Here is a 14,396-nt window from a genome sequence, read left to right on the forward strand (position 1 = left end):
TCTGTGGACGGTGCGGGGGCCGTCCACCGGTTTTCGCCGGGCGGACAGGGCGGTCCTCTTCCTCCGGTGGAATCCGGCGTAGCGTCACATCCGTCCTCTCCGATGCAGAAGCGGACCCTGGAAGGCGACGGCCATGACCGACGGCTGGACGTGGGACGAGACGCTGTTCGCGGGCGCGGCCGCGTACTACGAGCGCGGCAGGCTGCCCTACGCGCCCGGCCTGGCGGACGCGCTCGCCGGGGTGCTGCGGCTGGACGGCCGGGGGCGGCTGCTCGACGTGGGCTGCGGGCCGGGGACGTTGGCGCTGCTGCTGGCGCACCGGTTCGAGGAGGTCGTCGGGGTGGATCCGGACACCGGGATGATCGCCGCGGCCCGCCAGGCGGCGAAGGCGGCCGAAGTGGCCGACCACAGCACGTGGTTGCGGATCCGGGCGGAGCAACTTCCCGCCGGGCTGGGCACGTTCACGGTCGCGACGTTCGGCCAGTCGTTCCACTGGATGGACCGCGACCTGGTGGCGGTGACCGTCCGGGGCATGCTGCGTCCCGGCGGAGCTCTCGTGCACGTCTCGGACCTGAAGCCGGGCAGCAGGCCGAACCCGGAGGAATGCCCCCACCCCGCCGAAGGCCTCCCGCACCCGCCCGTCCCCGACGCGGCGATCGGCGAGCTCGTCCGCCGCTACCTGGGCCCGGTCCGGCGCGCGGGCCGGGGCCTCCTGGCCGGTGGTACTCCCGGCAACGAGCCCGCCGTCCTCGCCCGGGCGGGCTTCGCGGGCCCGGAGCGCGTCGTCGTCCCCGGTGGGCGGGTGCTGGAGCGGACGGTGGACGACGTGGTGGCCGGAGTGTTCTCGATGTCCTTCTCGGCGCCGCACCTGTTCGGCCCCGAGCGGGCGGCGTTCGAGGCCGACCTGCGCCGGCTCCTCGCCCGCGCCTCCGCGGCGGGCCGCTTCTCGGTCCGTCAGCCGGCCACCGAGGTGTTCGTCTGGCGGCCCGCCGACGTGTCCTGACCTCGCCGCATGGGGGTTGACATCAGGGTCCTGGCCGTCGACTGGGACCACCTCATGGGCATCGTGCCGGAGGACCGGGCCCTGCGGTCCGGGCCGCCGATCGCGTGGGGTCCGGGTGAAACGGCGCGCCTCGGCCGCCGCTGGAGGGAGATCGCCCCCGTCCTGCCGAGGGTGCGGGAGCCGTACGACCGCCTCGCGGCCTCTCTCGGCGGCAGGATCGAGGGCTTCGACGACTTCGCGGGGTTGCTGTCCGGGTGGGGGGAAGTGGTCGGCGAGGCCGAGCGGCGCGGGTGGGGGATCGTCGGGCTTCCGATCTGATGGCTGCAGGGCCCGAAGCCGTGCGCACGGCTCCCACCTCGCCTTTCGAGCATGCTTGTCATGCTCTCGGCAATACAGAGCGTGACGGACGGGGTGGGCTATTCGGACTTGAATCTTTGCGAACGAATGTTCGATCCTGGGGGTGTGCTCGTTATCGAACCCGTTTTCGAATCCACCGGAGGGCGGGCCGCGCTCCGACCGGTGGTGCCGACGGCTGCGCCGACGGAGGCCACGGCCGCCGAACGGGGGCTGCTGCCGGTGGTGCCCGCCCTGCGGGACCTGCTGCCGGAAGGCGGGCTGCGCCGGGGCACCGCCGTGTCCGTCGCGGGCGGGGACACCGGGCTGCTCCTGGCGCTCGCCGCCGGGGCGAAGGACATCGGAGGCGGCTGGGCGGCGGCCGTCGGCCTGCCCGACCTGGGGCTCGCCGCGGCCGAGGGGTACGGGCTGGACCTGCGGCGACTGCTGGTCGCGGACGACCCCGGGCCGCACTGGGCCGAGGTGGTGTCGGTGCTGGCCGGCGCCGTCGAACTGGTGATGCTCCGGCCGGACGGCCCCGTCCCGCCCCGCCTGGCCGCCCGTCTGGCGGCGGTACTGCGGCGCAGCGGCTGCGTGCTGCTGGTGGCCGGACCGTGGCCGGGGGCGGCCCTGCGGCTGGGTGTGCGCTCCGGGCGCTGGTTCGGGCTGGGGGACGGGTACGGGCAGCTCGCCGGGCGGCAGGTGGAGGTGGTGGCCGAGGGCCGCGGCTCGGCCACCCCCGGCCGCACCGCCCGCCTCTGGCTCCCGGACGAGCACGGCGCGGCCCGCCCGGTCGGCGAGCCGGCGGGGGCCGTGGGGGAGACGGACGCGTTCGAAAGCGGCGCGCCCGACGCCTCCGGTGAGGTGCACCCGCTGGGGGAGGCCGCCGGAACGGTCGTCGAGACGGAGACGTTCGGACGCGTGCGCCGCCTGCCTGGTGCGTCCGGCGCCGCCGGGGCGGTGCACCCGCTCGGGGAGGCACACCCTCTCGGAGCGGGCGTCGAGGCGGTCGCGGAGTTCGGCGCGCGCGTGCGCCGTCGTCCCGCCGAGCCCGTTGCTGCTCGTCAGGCCGTGCGGGCCGCGCAGGCCGCGCACTCGGCCGAGGTCGGCGAGGCCACCGAGCGCGTGGCGGTGGTGTGAGATGGCGGGCGGTGGCACGCCGCGCGTGCTGGTGGTGTGGTGCCCGGACTGGCCGGTGGTGGCCGTCACGGGCGACGACCCGGTGGCGGTGACCGAGGGCGGGCGGATCCTCGCGTGCTCGGCGGGCGCGCGGGCGGCCGGGGTGCGGCAGGGACAGCGGCTCAAGCTGGCGCAGCGGCTCTGCCCGGCGCTGGAGCTGCGCGACCGGGATCCGGAGGCGGAGACGCGGCGGTTCGAGCCGGTGGTCGCGGCGGTGGCGGGGTTCACGCCCCGGGTGGAGGTGATCCGTCCGGGCCTGTGCGCCATCCCGGTGAAGGGGCCGGGTCGCTACTTCGGCGGCGAGGAGGCGCTGGCGTCGAAGGTCCGGACGGCGGTCGCGGCGGCGCTGGCCGAGGAGCCGGTCCCGGATGCCGTCCCCGGCGGGGACGTGGAGCCCGTGCGCCCGGATGCCGTCCCCGGCGGGGACGCGGAGCCCGCGCGCCGGGACGCGGAGCCCGCGACGGCCATCGCCCCCCACGCCCAGGTCGGCGTGGCGGACGGCCTGTTCGCCGCCGTGCTGGCGGCCAGGGCCGGAGTGCTGGTGCCGGCCGGACGGACGGCGGAGTTCCTCGCGCCGTACCCGGTGAGCGCGCTCGGCGACGAGGACCTGGCGGAGCTGCTGGGGCGGCTCGGGCTGCCGACCGTCGGGGCGTTCGCCGCGCTGCCGCCGGAGGCCGTCGCGGACCGGTTCGGCCCCACCGGGACGGCCGCGCACCGGCTGGCCCGGGGCCTCCACCCGCGCCCGCTGGTACCGCGCGGAGAGGGTCCCGACCTGGCCGTCGAGCACCGCTTCGACCCGCCGGAGACACTGGCCGAACCGCTGGTGTTCGTCGCCCGCACGCTGGCCGAGCGACTGCACCGGCGGCTGGCCGCGGCGGGACTGACCTGCCAGCGGGTGGCCGTCGAGGTGGAGTGTGCGGACGGCCGGACGGCGTCGCGACTGTGGCGGCACGAGGGCCGGCTGTCGGCGACGGCACTGGCCGAGCGGGTCCGCTGGCAGCTCCAGGCCTGGCAGAGCAGCGGCGCCTTCACCCCCGCGCCCGGCCACGCCGCCGACCCCACCCGCCCCGACGGCACCTCCAGCGCCGCCACCCGACCCCCCGCCCCCGACGCGGGCTTCGTCCTCCTCCGCCTGGCCCCCGACGGCCTGGCGCCCGACGAGGGGCGGCAGTTGGCGCTGTGGGGCCAGGCGGTCGCGGACGACCGGGTGGAGCGGGCGGTGGCGCGGGTGCAGGCGGTGCTCGGGCATGCCGGGCTGCGGCGGATCGAGCCGGCGGGCGGGCGTGGTCCGGCGGAGCAGGCGGTCAGGGTGCCGTGGGGCGAGCCGTACGAGGCGGCGGCGCCGGCCGGTGCGCCGTGGCCCGGGCGGTTGCCGGACGTGTGGCCGGCCGTGGTGCTGCGGGAGCCGGTGCCGGTGCGGGTGCTGGACGAGGGCGGGCGGCCGGTGGCGGTGGACGGCAGGGCGGGGGTGTCGGGCCGGCCGGCCGTGGTCGTGGTGCGGGGGCGGGAGGAGCGGGTGGACGGCTGGACCGGGCCGTGGCCGGCGGTCGAGTACTGGTGGGACCAGTCGCTGGCCCGCCGCCGGGCACGGTTCCAGGTGGTGGTGGGTGGCCGGGCGCTGCTGCTGACCGTGGAGGGGGGTGGGTGGTACCTGGAGGCCGGCTACGACTAGCGGCCACCGAACCGACCCGAGGGGGGAGCGAGAGCACGAGAACGAAGGCGACCCCCGATGGGCTTCACCAGCCACCCCACCGTCCCCTGGAGCGAACTGCGCCGCCGCATGACCGGCGACGCGTCGGACAAGGTCGTCCCGCTGCGCCGCCCCACCCGGGACGGGGAGGCCCGAGGCGGAGGGGCCCGGAACGGAGAGGGGCACGACGGAGAGCCCTGGGCCGAGTTGCACGTGCACTCCGCCTTCAGCTTCCTCGACGGCGCGAGCGACCCGGAGGACCTGGTCGCCGAGGCACTGCGGCTGGGCGTGGAGACGCTGGCGCTCACCGACCACGACGGTCTGTACGGTGCCGTCCGGCTCGCCGAGGCCGCCCGGGGGACGGGCCTGGCCACCGCCTTCGGTGCCGAACTGACGGTCCGTCACGACGGGGGCCGCACGGAACACCTGCTCGTCCTCGCCCGCGACCCCGCGGGCTACCGCCGTCTCTCCGCCGCGATCGCCGCCGCGCAGATGGCCGGTGGCGCGAAGGGCCTGCCGGCGTACGACGTGGAGGCGCTGGCCGGGGCGCACGACGGCCACTGGGCGGTGCTCACCGGCTGCCGCCTCGGCCGGGTGCCCGCCGCCCTGTCCGCCGCTGCGCCCCCCGCTCCGCCCGCCACTTCGTCCACCGTCCCGATCACGGCTCCGCCCGCCACCCCGCCCACCTCTCAAAGTCCGGCACGCCAACTCCACACCCTCACCGAGCTGTTCGGCCGCGAGAACGTCCACGTCGAGCTGATCGACCAGCGCCTGCCCGGCGACGACCGGCGCAACGACGCCCTCGCCGCGCTCGCGGCCCGGCTGCGCCTGCCCGTCGTCGCGTCCACGAACGCGCACCACGCCGGCCCGGCCCAGGGCCGCCTCGCGCAGAGCCTGGCGGCGCTGCACGAGCGCCGCACGCTGCAGGACGCGGCCGGCTGGACGCAGGCGTCCGGCACCGCGCACCTGCGCTCGGGGCGGGAGATGGCGGCCCGGCTGGCGCGTTTCCCCGGCGTGCAGCGGGCGACCGCCGAACTCGGCCGGAACTGCGCCTTCGACTTCGCGAAGCTGGATCCGGAGCTGCCCGGCTACCCCGTCCCCGAGGGCGAGAGCGAGATCAGCCACCTGCGCGCCCTGGTCGCGGCCGGCGGCCCGGCCCGCTTCGGCCCCGGCAACGCCGCCGCCCGGCGCCAGCTCGCCAAGGAGCTGGACGTCATCGAGGACCTCGACCTGGCCGGCTACTTCCTGATCGTGCACGACATCGTGGACTTCTGCCGCCGCGAGGACATCTGGTGCCAGGGCCGGGGGTCGGCGGCCAACTCGGCGGTCTGCTTCGCCCTCGGGATCACCGCCGTCGACCCGATCCACTACAAGCTGCTGTTCGAGCGCTTCCTGTCCACTGCCCGGGACGGGCCGCCCGACATCGACCTGGACATCGAGAACCGCCGCCGCGAGGAGGTCATCCAGTACGTCTACCGCCGTTACGGGCGCGAGCACGCCGCCCAGGTGGCCAACGTGATCACCTACCGGCCCCGCCTGGCGATCCGCGACGCGGCCCGGGTGCTCGGCTACCCGCAGGGGCAGGTGGACGCGTTCAGCCGGCAGACCGACTTCCGCTCGGCGCCCGGCGCGGACGCCGTCATCCCGGCCGACGTGCTGTCGCTGGCTGAGCAACTCCACGGATTGCCGCGCCACTTGGGCATCCACTCGGGCGGCATGGTGCTCACCAAGGAGCCGATCGGCCAGATCTGCCCGACCGAGTGGGCCCGGATGCCCGGGCGTTCGGTCCTGCAGTGGGACAAGGAGTCGACGGCCGGGGCCGGACTGGTGAAGATCGACCTGCTCGGACTCGGCATGCTCGCCGCGCTGCACGACGCCTGCGACCTGATCGCCGAACACCACGGCCTGCGCTACGACTTGGCATCCATCCCGGACGACGACAAGGGCGTGTACGCGATGCTGCGGCGGGCCGACACCGTCGGGGTGTTCCAGGTCGAGTCGCGGGCGCAGATGGCGACGCTGCCCCGGCTCAAGCCGGACCACTTCTACGACCTGGTGGTCGAGGTGGCGCTGATCCGCCCCGGCCCGATCCAGGGCGGTTCCGTCCACCCGTACCTGCGCCGGCGGGCCGGGGCCGAACCGGCGGGCTGTCCGCACCCGTTGATGGAGAACGCGCTCGGCAAGACGCTCGGGGTGCCGCTGTTCCAGGAGCAGATGATGCAACTCGCCATCGACTGCGCCGGGTTCACGCCCGCGGAGGCGGACCTGCTGCGGCAGGCGATGGGGGCCAAGCGCTCGCACGAGCGGGTCGCCCGGCTGCGCGAGCGGCTGCTGACCGGCATGGCGGAGCGCGGCATCCCGCCCGAGGTCGCCGAGGACGTCTACGGCAAGATCGAGGCGTTCTCCAACTACGGCTTCCCGGAGAGCCACGCGATCAGCTTCGCCTACCTGGTGTACGCGAGCGCCTGGCTCAAGTACCACTTCCCGGCGGCCTTCGCCTGCGCCCTGCTGGCCAACCAGCCGATGGGCTTCTACTCGCCGCTCAGCCTGGTCTCGGACGCGCGGCGGCACGGGGTGCGGGTGCGCGGGGTGGACGTCAACGCGAGCGGCGCGCGGCCCGTCCTGGAGCCGTACCGGGGGCCGACGCCGACGCCGCCGCTGACGGCGGGCCGTCCGCAGCCGGCGATCCGGCTCGGCCTGGAGACCGTCCGCGGCATCGGTTCCCCGCAGGCCGAGGCGATCGTGGCCGGGCAGCCGTACGCCGGCCTGGAGGACTTCGCCCGCCGGACGGCCCTGCCCGCGTCCGTCCTGGAGGCGCTGGCGACGGCCGGCGCGTTCGACTGCTTCGGGCTGACGAGACGTCAGGCCCTTTGGTCGGCGGGCGCGTTCGCCGGGATCTCGGCCGACCTGCTGCCCGGCACCACCCCCGGGACCGGGGCGCCGGAGCTGCCCGGCATGAGCCCGGTCGAGGAGACCATCGCCGACCTGTGGGCCACCGGCACCTCCGCCACCAGCCACCCGCTCCAGCACCTGCGCGCCCACCTGCAGCGCGGCGGCGCGCTCTCCGCGGCCCAACTCCCGGACGTCCCACCGGGGACGGCCGTGGTGGTCGGCGGCCTGGTCACCCACCGTCAGCGGCCGCCGACGGCCGGCGGGGTGCTGTTCCTCAGCCTGGAGGACGAGACCGGCCTGATCAACGTGATCTGCAACCGCCCGGTCTGGGAGTCCCAGCGCCGCACCGCCCTCGACCGGGCCGGCCTCCTCGTCCACGGCCACATCGAACGCGACCGTGGCGCCACCAACCTGATCGCCACCCGGCTCACACCACTGCGGATCGGCCTCTGAGCCTGCGGCGCCCCTCAGTCGGGGCAGCGCACGAGGCCGCTCAGGTCCAGGTCGAAGCCGAAGGGATCGGGGATGCGCAGCCCGTCACCGAACTTCCGGTCGTGCCGCGCGTGGTAGCGGTCGTGGTTCGGTTCGGAGAACAGCGTGACCACCCCCTCCCGCGGATCGACGATCAGATAGAGCGGGATGCCCATCACCGCGTAGTCGCGGAGCTTGTCCACCCAGTCGTTCCCGGGGGTGGACGGCGAGACCACCTCGACCGCGACGAGGGCCTCTTCGGCGGGGGCGGTGTTCCCCTCCCGGGCCAGGGAGGCGATCGGAAGATAGGTCGGATCCGGTGTGCGCTCCTTCGTCGCGTCGGGGGTGGTCAGCGCACTGTTGCCACCGAACATGTTGTCGTCCGGGGCATGGCGCTCGAACTGCCGCTGGACGAGTCCGAGGTTCAGCTGGTGAACGCTGGAAGGGGCCGCCTGCATGACCAGCGTGTCGCCGGACCATTCGACCCGGACACCGTCAGGGGCGGTGCGCAGCACCTCCTCGACGAAGTCGCGGTGCCGCTCGTAGAAGCTCACGGTGCCTCCTCCGCTATGTGCATTCGGCCGTCTCGCAGTCCATGCACAGACCCGTTCCGGGCCGTTCAGGCGCCGGAGGCCGCTGTCCGCCCCTTGCCCGGGGGGCCGGCGAAGACCTGGGCGATGGGGAGCCAGGCGGTGGCGGTCGGTCCGGTGGCGGTGAGGGCGAGGTCGTCGCGGTGGCGGCGCTGGGTGACCAGGAGGCAGAAGTCCAGTGCCGGGCCGCGCACCACGTCGGTGGCGTCGGACGGGCCGAAGGACCACGACGTGCCGTCGGGGGCGGCCAGTTCGAGGCGGACCGGGCCCTGCGGGGCGGGGCGGCCGTGCAGGGTGAAGGCGAAGCCGAGCGTGCGCAGGCCCAGGTGGGCGATGTGCCGCAGGCGGGCCGAGGGTTCGCGGGTCACCCCGAGCGCGTCGGCGACGTCCTGGCCGTGCGCCCAGGTCTCCATCAGGCGGGCGGTGGCCATCGAGGCGGGCTTCATCGGCGGGCCGAACCAGGGCAGCTTGACGTCGGCCGGGGTGGCGGCGAGCGCGGTGCGCACCTCGTCGCGTCCGGTGCGCCAGCGGGCGAGCAGGGCGGCGGGCTCCTCGGCGGCGCCCGCGACCGCGCCCTCGTCGACCGGGTCGCGGCCGGCTGCGAGGAGGTCGCCGAAGGCGGCGCCGGCGGCCGCGGTGAAGGCCTCGCCGTCCCGGGCGGCGCGGACCGTCCAGTCGTCGGTCCAGGCGAGGTGGGCGATCTGGTGCGCGACCGTCCAGCCCTCGGCGGGTGTGGGACGGGCCCAGTCGGCCGCGGGGAGACCGGCCACCAGTGCGTCCAGGACGGCGCTCTCGGCGCTCAGATCGGCCAGCAGGCCGCGCAGGACGTCCTGCGGGGCGTCCTGCGCGTCCTGCGGGACGTTCGGGTCCGTCATGGGTTCCCCTTCTTCAGCTCCGGCGCATTACCCGCCGGTAATCCACGGCCGCACCCTACGCCGGGCGCGGCCACCGCGCTCGCCGTTCCGCCGAACGCACCGGCCGGAGCCGTCACGGGAACTCCTGCGCAACCCTCGCCAGGGCCCGTGCCGCGTGTGACAATCTCGCGATGCACGCGATGCGAAGGGCAGTCCCGCGATGACAAGGGCCGCGGAGACCCTCACCCCCGCGCCCCCGGCCGACCCCGGGCTCGGGGCGCGCGCCGCCGAGTTGGTCAGGGACGCCGTGCTCGGCGACCTCGCCCGCCGGGTGGTGGCGGAGTGCGGCGCCGACGTCGGCCTGGTGGGCGTGCCGGAGCCGCTGCCGGTGGCGCTGCCGGGGCACCGCGCGGGCGAGGACGGACTGGTGCTGCGGCACTGGGCCGGCACCCGCGCGGACCTGCTGCACGACCGTCCCGTCCCGACCGGCACCGGACTGGGCGGACGCGCGCTCGCTGAGCGGGCGCCCAGCTGGGTGCCCGACTACCGGGCCGCCACCACCATCTCGCACCACCACGACGCCGCCGTGGACGCCGAGGACCTGTACGCGATGCTCACGGTGCCACTGCTGCACGGCGGCACCGTGTACGGCGTGGTGTACGCCTCGCTGCGCGCCGTCGTGCCGTTCGGGGACGTCCGGATCGCGGCCGTCGGCGAGCTGGCGGCGACCGCCACCCGGGCGCTCGCCGGCGCCGCCGCCTGGGGCCGTGCGGAGCCCGGCCCGGCCCGGCCCGGCGGGACCGTCCCCGCACGGCCGTTGACCCCGCGCGAGCACGAGGTGCTGTGCTGGGCGGCGACCGGCCGGACGAACCCGGAGATCGCCGCCCGGCTGGGGCTGACCTGCAACACCGTGACGGGCTACCTGAAGTCCGCCATGCACAAGCTCGGCGTCCGCAACCGGACCGAACTCGCCGTGGCGGCCCGGGAGTCGGGACTGCTCGGCTGACCAGAGCCGCCCGCAGCCCCGCCGACTCAGTTGACCTGCCGCTCCTGCCCGCTCCAGTACGGCTCGCGCAGCCGGAACTTCTGCAGCTTCCCGGTGGCGGTGCGCGGCAGTTCGTCCCGGAACTCCACCGAGGTGGGCGACTTGTAGCCGGCCAGCCGCTGCTTGCAGTGCGCGATCAGCTCGGCCGCGGTGACGCCGTCGTGCCCCTCCCGGAGCACCACCAGCGCCTTGACGGTCTCGCCCCACTTCCCGTCCGGCACGCCGATCACCGCGGCCTCGGCCACCGCCGGGTGGGCGTAGAGGCAGTCCTCCACCTCGATCGAGGAGACGTTCTCCCCGCCGCTGATGATGACGTCCTTCTTCCGGTCGGAGATGGTGAGGTAGCCGTCGGTGAGGAAGCCGCCGTCGCCGGTGTGGAACCACTCGTCCCGCAGGGCCTCGGCGGTCGCCTCGGGCTGCTGCCAGTAGCCGTCCAGGACGGTGTTGGAGCGGACGAGCACCTCGCCGGACGGGTCGACGCGCAGCCGGGTGCCGAGGGAGGGGGCGCCGGCCTGCACGAGCTTCTCCGCGCGTTCGGCGGCGGGCAGGGCGTCCCATTCGGCGCGGGTGCGGTTGACGGTGACCACCGGGGAGGTCTCGGTCAGGCCGTAGAGCTGCATGAACTCCCAGCCCAGCTCGGCCTCGACGCGCTGGACGACGGAGGTCGGCGGCGGGGCGCCGGCCACGATCATCCGCACCCGGTCGCGTCCGGGCACCGGGCCGTCCCAGTCGGCCGCCGCGTCCAGCACCATCTGGACGACCGCGGGCGCGCCGCACAGGAAGGTCACGCCGTGCCGGTCGACGCGGCGCAGGATCTCGGCGCCGTCGACCTTGCGGAGCACGATGTGCCGCGCGCCCAGGCCGGTGAGCGCGAACGGCAGTCCCCAGCCGTTGGCGTGGAACATCGGCAGGGTGTGGAGGTAGACGTCCCGGTCGCTCGCGCCGTAGTGCAGGCCCATGGTCGTCGCGTTGAGCCAGATGTTGCGGTGGGTGAGCTGAACGCCCTTGGGGCGGGCGGTGGTTCCGCTGGTGTAGTTGATGGTGGCGGTGTCGTTCTCGGAGATCGTGTACCGGCGGGGGGAGGTGTCGAAGTCGTAGAGGACGGCGTCGCTGTCGGACCCGATCACGAACTTGTGCTTGGCCACCACCCCGTGCAGCGCGTCGGCGAGTTCGGGGTCGACGAGCAGGACGGAGGCGCCGCTCTGCTCGACGATGTACGACACCTCCTCGGCCTTGAGCCGGAAGTTCACCGGCACCAGCACCCGGCCGTACCCGCTCACCCCGAAGAAGGAGGTGAGCAGCCGGGCGGAGTTGTGCGACACGATCGCGACCCGCTCGCCCGGCCCGACGCCGAGCCGGTCCAGCCCGGCGGCCTGGGCCCGGGCCAGCTCGGCGATCCGGCGGTAGTCGAGCTCGCCCCAGGGGGCGGCCGGCTGCAGGGGTTCGTCGACGATCCCGACCCGGTCGCCGTAGACGAGCTCGGCCCGGTCGAGGAAGTCCATCACGGAGAGTGGAATCTGCATGCGCCCACTGTCCTCTCAGGGCCGCCCCCTGCACACCCCCGATCGGGGGTGTCACCCGTCCGAACGGCGGCCCGCGGCCGCGGTGCCGGCGGCCGCCAGCGCGGCGAGCAGCCGGTCCCTGGCCTCCGTCTGGGCGGCGATCCGCCGTTCCAGGACGGCCAGCCGGTCGCGGGCGATCCCGAGGACCCGCGCGGACGGCGGCTGCGCCATGACGTCGCCGTCCAGGCAGCCCAGGAGGGGCCGCAGGTCGTCCAGGGTGAGCCCGGCGCCGAGCAGCGCACGGATGTTGCGCACGCGGACGGCGTCGGTCTCCCCGTACTCGCGGTAGCCGTTCGGTGCGCGCCCGGCGGTGAGCAGGCCGGCCTGCTCGTAGTGCCGCAGCGCGCGGGCCATCGTGCCGGTCAGCTCGGCCAGTTCCCCGATCCGCACCACGCACCGCCCCCGATGGCTCCGCCCGTCGCGCGTCATCCCACGAGCGCGCCCCCGTCGACCGACAACACTACTCCGGTGACGAACGACGCCTGAGGCTCGGCCAGTTGGACGATCGCCCAGGCCACCTCCGCCGGCCGGCCGATCCGGCCGAGCGGGGTGTGCGCGATCTGCCACGCGCGGACGGCGGCGCGCTGCTCGGGGTCGAACGCCGCGTGCTCGCCGATCGGCGTGTCGATCGCCCCGGGCGCCACCGCCACGACCCGGATGCCGCGCGGCGCCAGTTCGACCGCCCAGCTTCGGGTCACCGTCTCCAGTGCCGCCTTGCTCGCCGCGTACACCGCGCTGGACGGCCACCCGCGCTGCCCGACGGCGGTGCTGACGTTGACCACGACGCCCCGGCTCGCCGCCAGCGCCGGCACCGCGGCCTGCCCGAGCAGGACGGGGGCGACGAGGTTGGTGGCGAGCAGCGCCTCGACGCCCGCCCTGTCGTAGCCGCCGACGGCCTGCCCGGCGCGCACGATCCCGGCGTTGTTGACCAGGACGTCGAGCCGCCCGTGGCGCTCCAGCGCCTCCGTGACGATCGCCTCCGGCGCGTCCGGGCCGGTGATGTCGGCGGCCAGTGGCCGGATCAGCCCGGGGTGGGTCGCGGCGGTCCCGGCGAGCGGCTCCGGGCGCCGTCCGACCGCCACCACCCGCGCGCCCCGGGCGGCGAACGCCCGCGCGGTCTCCCGTCCGATCCCCGTCCCGGCCCCGGTGACGATGACGACGCGCCGCTCCACTGCTTCCTCTTCGGTGTTCATGCGCCCACCCTCCGACCCTGACGGCAACGACAAGGTCAAGCGCGGAACGCGGAGAACCGCAGAGGAGTCCTGCCGGACCTGCTAGGAAGGTCCCGACGTACGGTCACCACCACAACGGGGAGAACCGATGAGCGACCAGCGGCCCGACAGCCTCTACGAGGCCGTCGGCGGCATCGAAGCGCTGCGCGGACTCAGCAACACCTTCTACGAGGGCGTCCTCGCCGACCCCCTCCTCGCACCCGTCTTCGAGCACTTCACCACCACGCACATCGAGCACGTCGCCGTGTGGCTGGCGGAGGTCTTCGGCGGCCCGGCCCGCTACACCGAGGAGCTCGGCGGCCACCGGTCACTGCTCCGCGCCCACCTCGGCCTCGCCATCACCGAGGAGCAGCGCCTGCGCTGGATGGAGCTGATGGCCGCAGCCGTCGGCAAGGAACTGCCGGACGACGAACTGCTGCGCCGGCGGGTGCTGGAGTACTTCGACTGGGGCACGAGGATCGCCGAGGACGTCTCGGCCTCCCCGGCCGGCACCGACCTCGGCGAGCCGGGCCCGACGCCCCGCTGGGGCTGGGAGGGCCTGCGGTGACCGTCGGGCCCACCGCCCTCCCGGCGGCGGGCGGCCTGCTGCTGCGCCCCTTCGAGGACGGGGACGCCGCCGCACTGGTCGAGGTCTACCGGGACGAGACGCTGCGCCGCTTCACCAGGGTCCCGGTGGACGACGCCGGCCAGGCCGCGCGCTGGCTGGACCTGCAGTACCGCGGCTGGTCGGAGGGCTCCCGCTACAGCTTCGCCGTCCTGGACGCGGACCTGGACGGACTGGTCGCCAACGTGGTGCTCAAGCGCGGCACCCCGGGCGGAGAGGGGGCGGAGGTCGGTTACTGGACGGCCGCCGCCGCCCGCGGCCGGGGTGTGGCGCCGCGCGCGGTGGAGGCGTTGACGGCCTGGGCGTTCGCCGCGTTCGCCGACGAGGGCCTGGCCCGGATCGACCTGCTGCACCAGGTGGACAACGCCGCCTCCTGCCGGGTGGCGGAGAAGAGCGGGTACGCGTTCCGGGAGGTGTTGACGGCGCTCCCGCCGGAGTTCCCGCTCGACGGCCACCGGCACTCCCGGAATCGGCTGGACGGCTTCGAACGGCCGGGGCCAGAGTAGGGCGCATGGCTTCTCTGGTGCGACACGTGACGATCGACTGTGCGGACCCGTACACCCTCGCGGTGTTCTGGGCGGAGGTGCTGGACGGCACCATCGGGAAGGACGACAACCCGGGGGACCCGGAGGCACTGGTGGAGTCCGCGGGGGCTTCACTGCTGTTCATCCGGGTGCCGGACGGCAAGTCGGTGAAGAACCGGATCCACCTGGACCTCCAGCCGCAGGACCGCTCCCGGGAGGAGGAGGTCGAACGCCTGCTGGCCCTGGGCGCGCGGATGTTCGACGACCGCCGCACGGCGGACGGCCGCGGCTGGGTCGTCCTGTCCGACCCGGAGGGCAACGAGTTCTGCGTCGAGCGCAGCCATGCCCAACGCGTCGCCACCGGCGACGCCTGACACCGGTCGGGGGTGGTTCCGCACCGTGCGCACGGTGCGGAAC

General features: G+C 75.1%; 14 protein-coding genes. 9 read left to right on the forward strand and 5 right to left on the reverse strand.

Going from position 1 to position 14,396, the window contains the following annotated elements; all coding sequences use genetic code 11:
* Positions 1–133: 133 nt before the first annotated feature.
* From AB0C76_RS23045 to AB0C76_RS23065, 5 genes are all read left to right on the forward strand, one after another.
* Positions 134–1,003, forward strand: a complete 870-nt coding sequence (locus AB0C76_RS23045; RefSeq protein WP_359968467.1) for a methyltransferase domain-containing protein — start codon at positions 134–136, stop codon at positions 1,001–1,003.
* 9 nt (positions 1,004–1,012) lie between these two features.
* Complete coding sequence (locus AB0C76_RS23050) at positions 1,013–1,321, forward strand: hypothetical protein (RefSeq protein WP_359968470.1); 309 nt, start codon at positions 1,013–1,015, stop codon at positions 1,319–1,321.
* 144 nt (positions 1,322–1,465) lie between these two features.
* A complete protein-coding gene (locus AB0C76_RS23055; RefSeq protein ID WP_359968473.1) occupies positions 1,466–2,476 on the forward strand; it encodes a hypothetical protein in 1,011 nt (336 codons plus the stop codon).
* A gap of 1 nt (position 2,477) precedes the next feature.
* Positions 2,478–4,187, forward strand: a complete 1,710-nt coding sequence (locus AB0C76_RS23060) for a DNA polymerase Y family protein (RefSeq protein ID WP_359968476.1) — start codon at positions 2,478–2,480, stop codon at positions 4,185–4,187.
* Between the two features lie 57 nt (positions 4,188–4,244).
* Positions 4,245–7,550, forward strand: coding sequence for an error-prone DNA polymerase (locus AB0C76_RS23065; protein ID WP_359968479.1), 3,306 nt, complete (start codon positions 4,245–4,247; stop codon positions 7,548–7,550).
* Between the two features lie 14 nt (positions 7,551–7,564).
* Here the strand turns inward: AB0C76_RS23065 and AB0C76_RS23070 are convergent, their stop codons facing one another.
* A complete protein-coding gene (locus tag AB0C76_RS23070; RefSeq protein ID WP_359968482.1) occupies positions 7,565–8,122 on the reverse strand; it encodes a Uma2 family endonuclease in 558 nt (185 codons plus the stop codon).
* Positions 8,123–8,187: 65 nt separating this feature from the next.
* Positions 8,188–9,033, reverse strand: a complete 846-nt coding sequence (locus AB0C76_RS23075; protein WP_359968485.1) for a TIGR03084 family metal-binding protein — start codon at positions 9,031–9,033, stop codon at positions 8,188–8,190.
* A gap of 199 nt (positions 9,034–9,232) precedes the next feature.
* Here AB0C76_RS23075 and AB0C76_RS23080 point away from each other — a divergent pair, with 199 nt between their 5' ends.
* Positions 9,233–10,018: a LuxR C-terminal-related transcriptional regulator gene (locus AB0C76_RS23080; protein WP_359968488.1), complete on the forward strand. Its 786-nt coding sequence runs from the start codon at positions 9,233–9,235 to the stop codon at positions 10,016–10,018.
* 26 nt (positions 10,019–10,044) lie between these two features.
* Here AB0C76_RS23080 and AB0C76_RS23085 read toward each other — a convergent pair whose 3' ends face one another.
* From AB0C76_RS23085 to AB0C76_RS23095, 3 genes are read right to left on the reverse strand one after another with little or no spacing between them, the layout of a single operon-like run.
* Positions 10,045–11,580, reverse strand: a complete 1,536-nt coding sequence (locus AB0C76_RS23085) for an AMP-binding protein (protein WP_359968491.1) — start codon at positions 11,578–11,580, stop codon at positions 10,045–10,047.
* A 51-nt stretch (positions 11,581–11,631) separates the two neighbouring features.
* Positions 11,632–12,009: a MerR family transcriptional regulator gene (locus AB0C76_RS23090; protein ID WP_359968509.1), complete on the reverse strand. Its 378-nt coding sequence runs from the start codon at positions 12,007–12,009 to the stop codon at positions 11,632–11,634.
* A 35-nt stretch (positions 12,010–12,044) separates the two neighbouring features.
* Positions 12,045–12,812: an SDR family oxidoreductase gene (locus AB0C76_RS23095; RefSeq protein ID WP_359968494.1), complete on the reverse strand. Its 768-nt coding sequence runs from the start codon at positions 12,810–12,812 to the stop codon at positions 12,045–12,047.
* Between the two features lie 127 nt (positions 12,813–12,939).
* Between AB0C76_RS23095 and AB0C76_RS23100 the strand changes: the two genes are divergently transcribed.
* Genes AB0C76_RS23100 through AB0C76_RS23110 form a run of 3 tightly spaced genes read left to right on the forward strand, consistent with a single transcriptional unit; the run spans position 12,940 to position 14,353 of the window.
* Entirely contained in the window at positions 12,940–13,398 is a 459-nt protein-coding gene (locus tag AB0C76_RS23100; RefSeq protein WP_359968497.1) for a group II truncated hemoglobin, read from the forward strand.
* Positions 13,395–13,961 (forward strand): GNAT family N-acetyltransferase, encoded by a 567-nt coding sequence (locus AB0C76_RS23105; protein WP_359968500.1) that lies wholly within the window; start codon positions 13,395–13,397, stop codon positions 13,959–13,961. The genes AB0C76_RS23100 and AB0C76_RS23105 overlap by 4 nt, the downstream gene beginning before the upstream one ends.
* 5 nt (positions 13,962–13,966) lie before the next feature.
* Positions 13,967–14,353, forward strand: coding sequence for a VOC family protein (locus AB0C76_RS23110; RefSeq protein WP_359968503.1), 387 nt, complete (start codon positions 13,967–13,969; stop codon positions 14,351–14,353).
* The last annotated feature ends 43 nt before the right edge of the window (positions 14,354–14,396 follow it).

It is taken from the genome of Kitasatospora sp. NPDC048722 (assembly GCF_040650235.1).
Taxonomy (GTDB): Bacteria; Actinomycetota; Actinomycetes; order Streptomycetales; family Streptomycetaceae; genus Kitasatospora.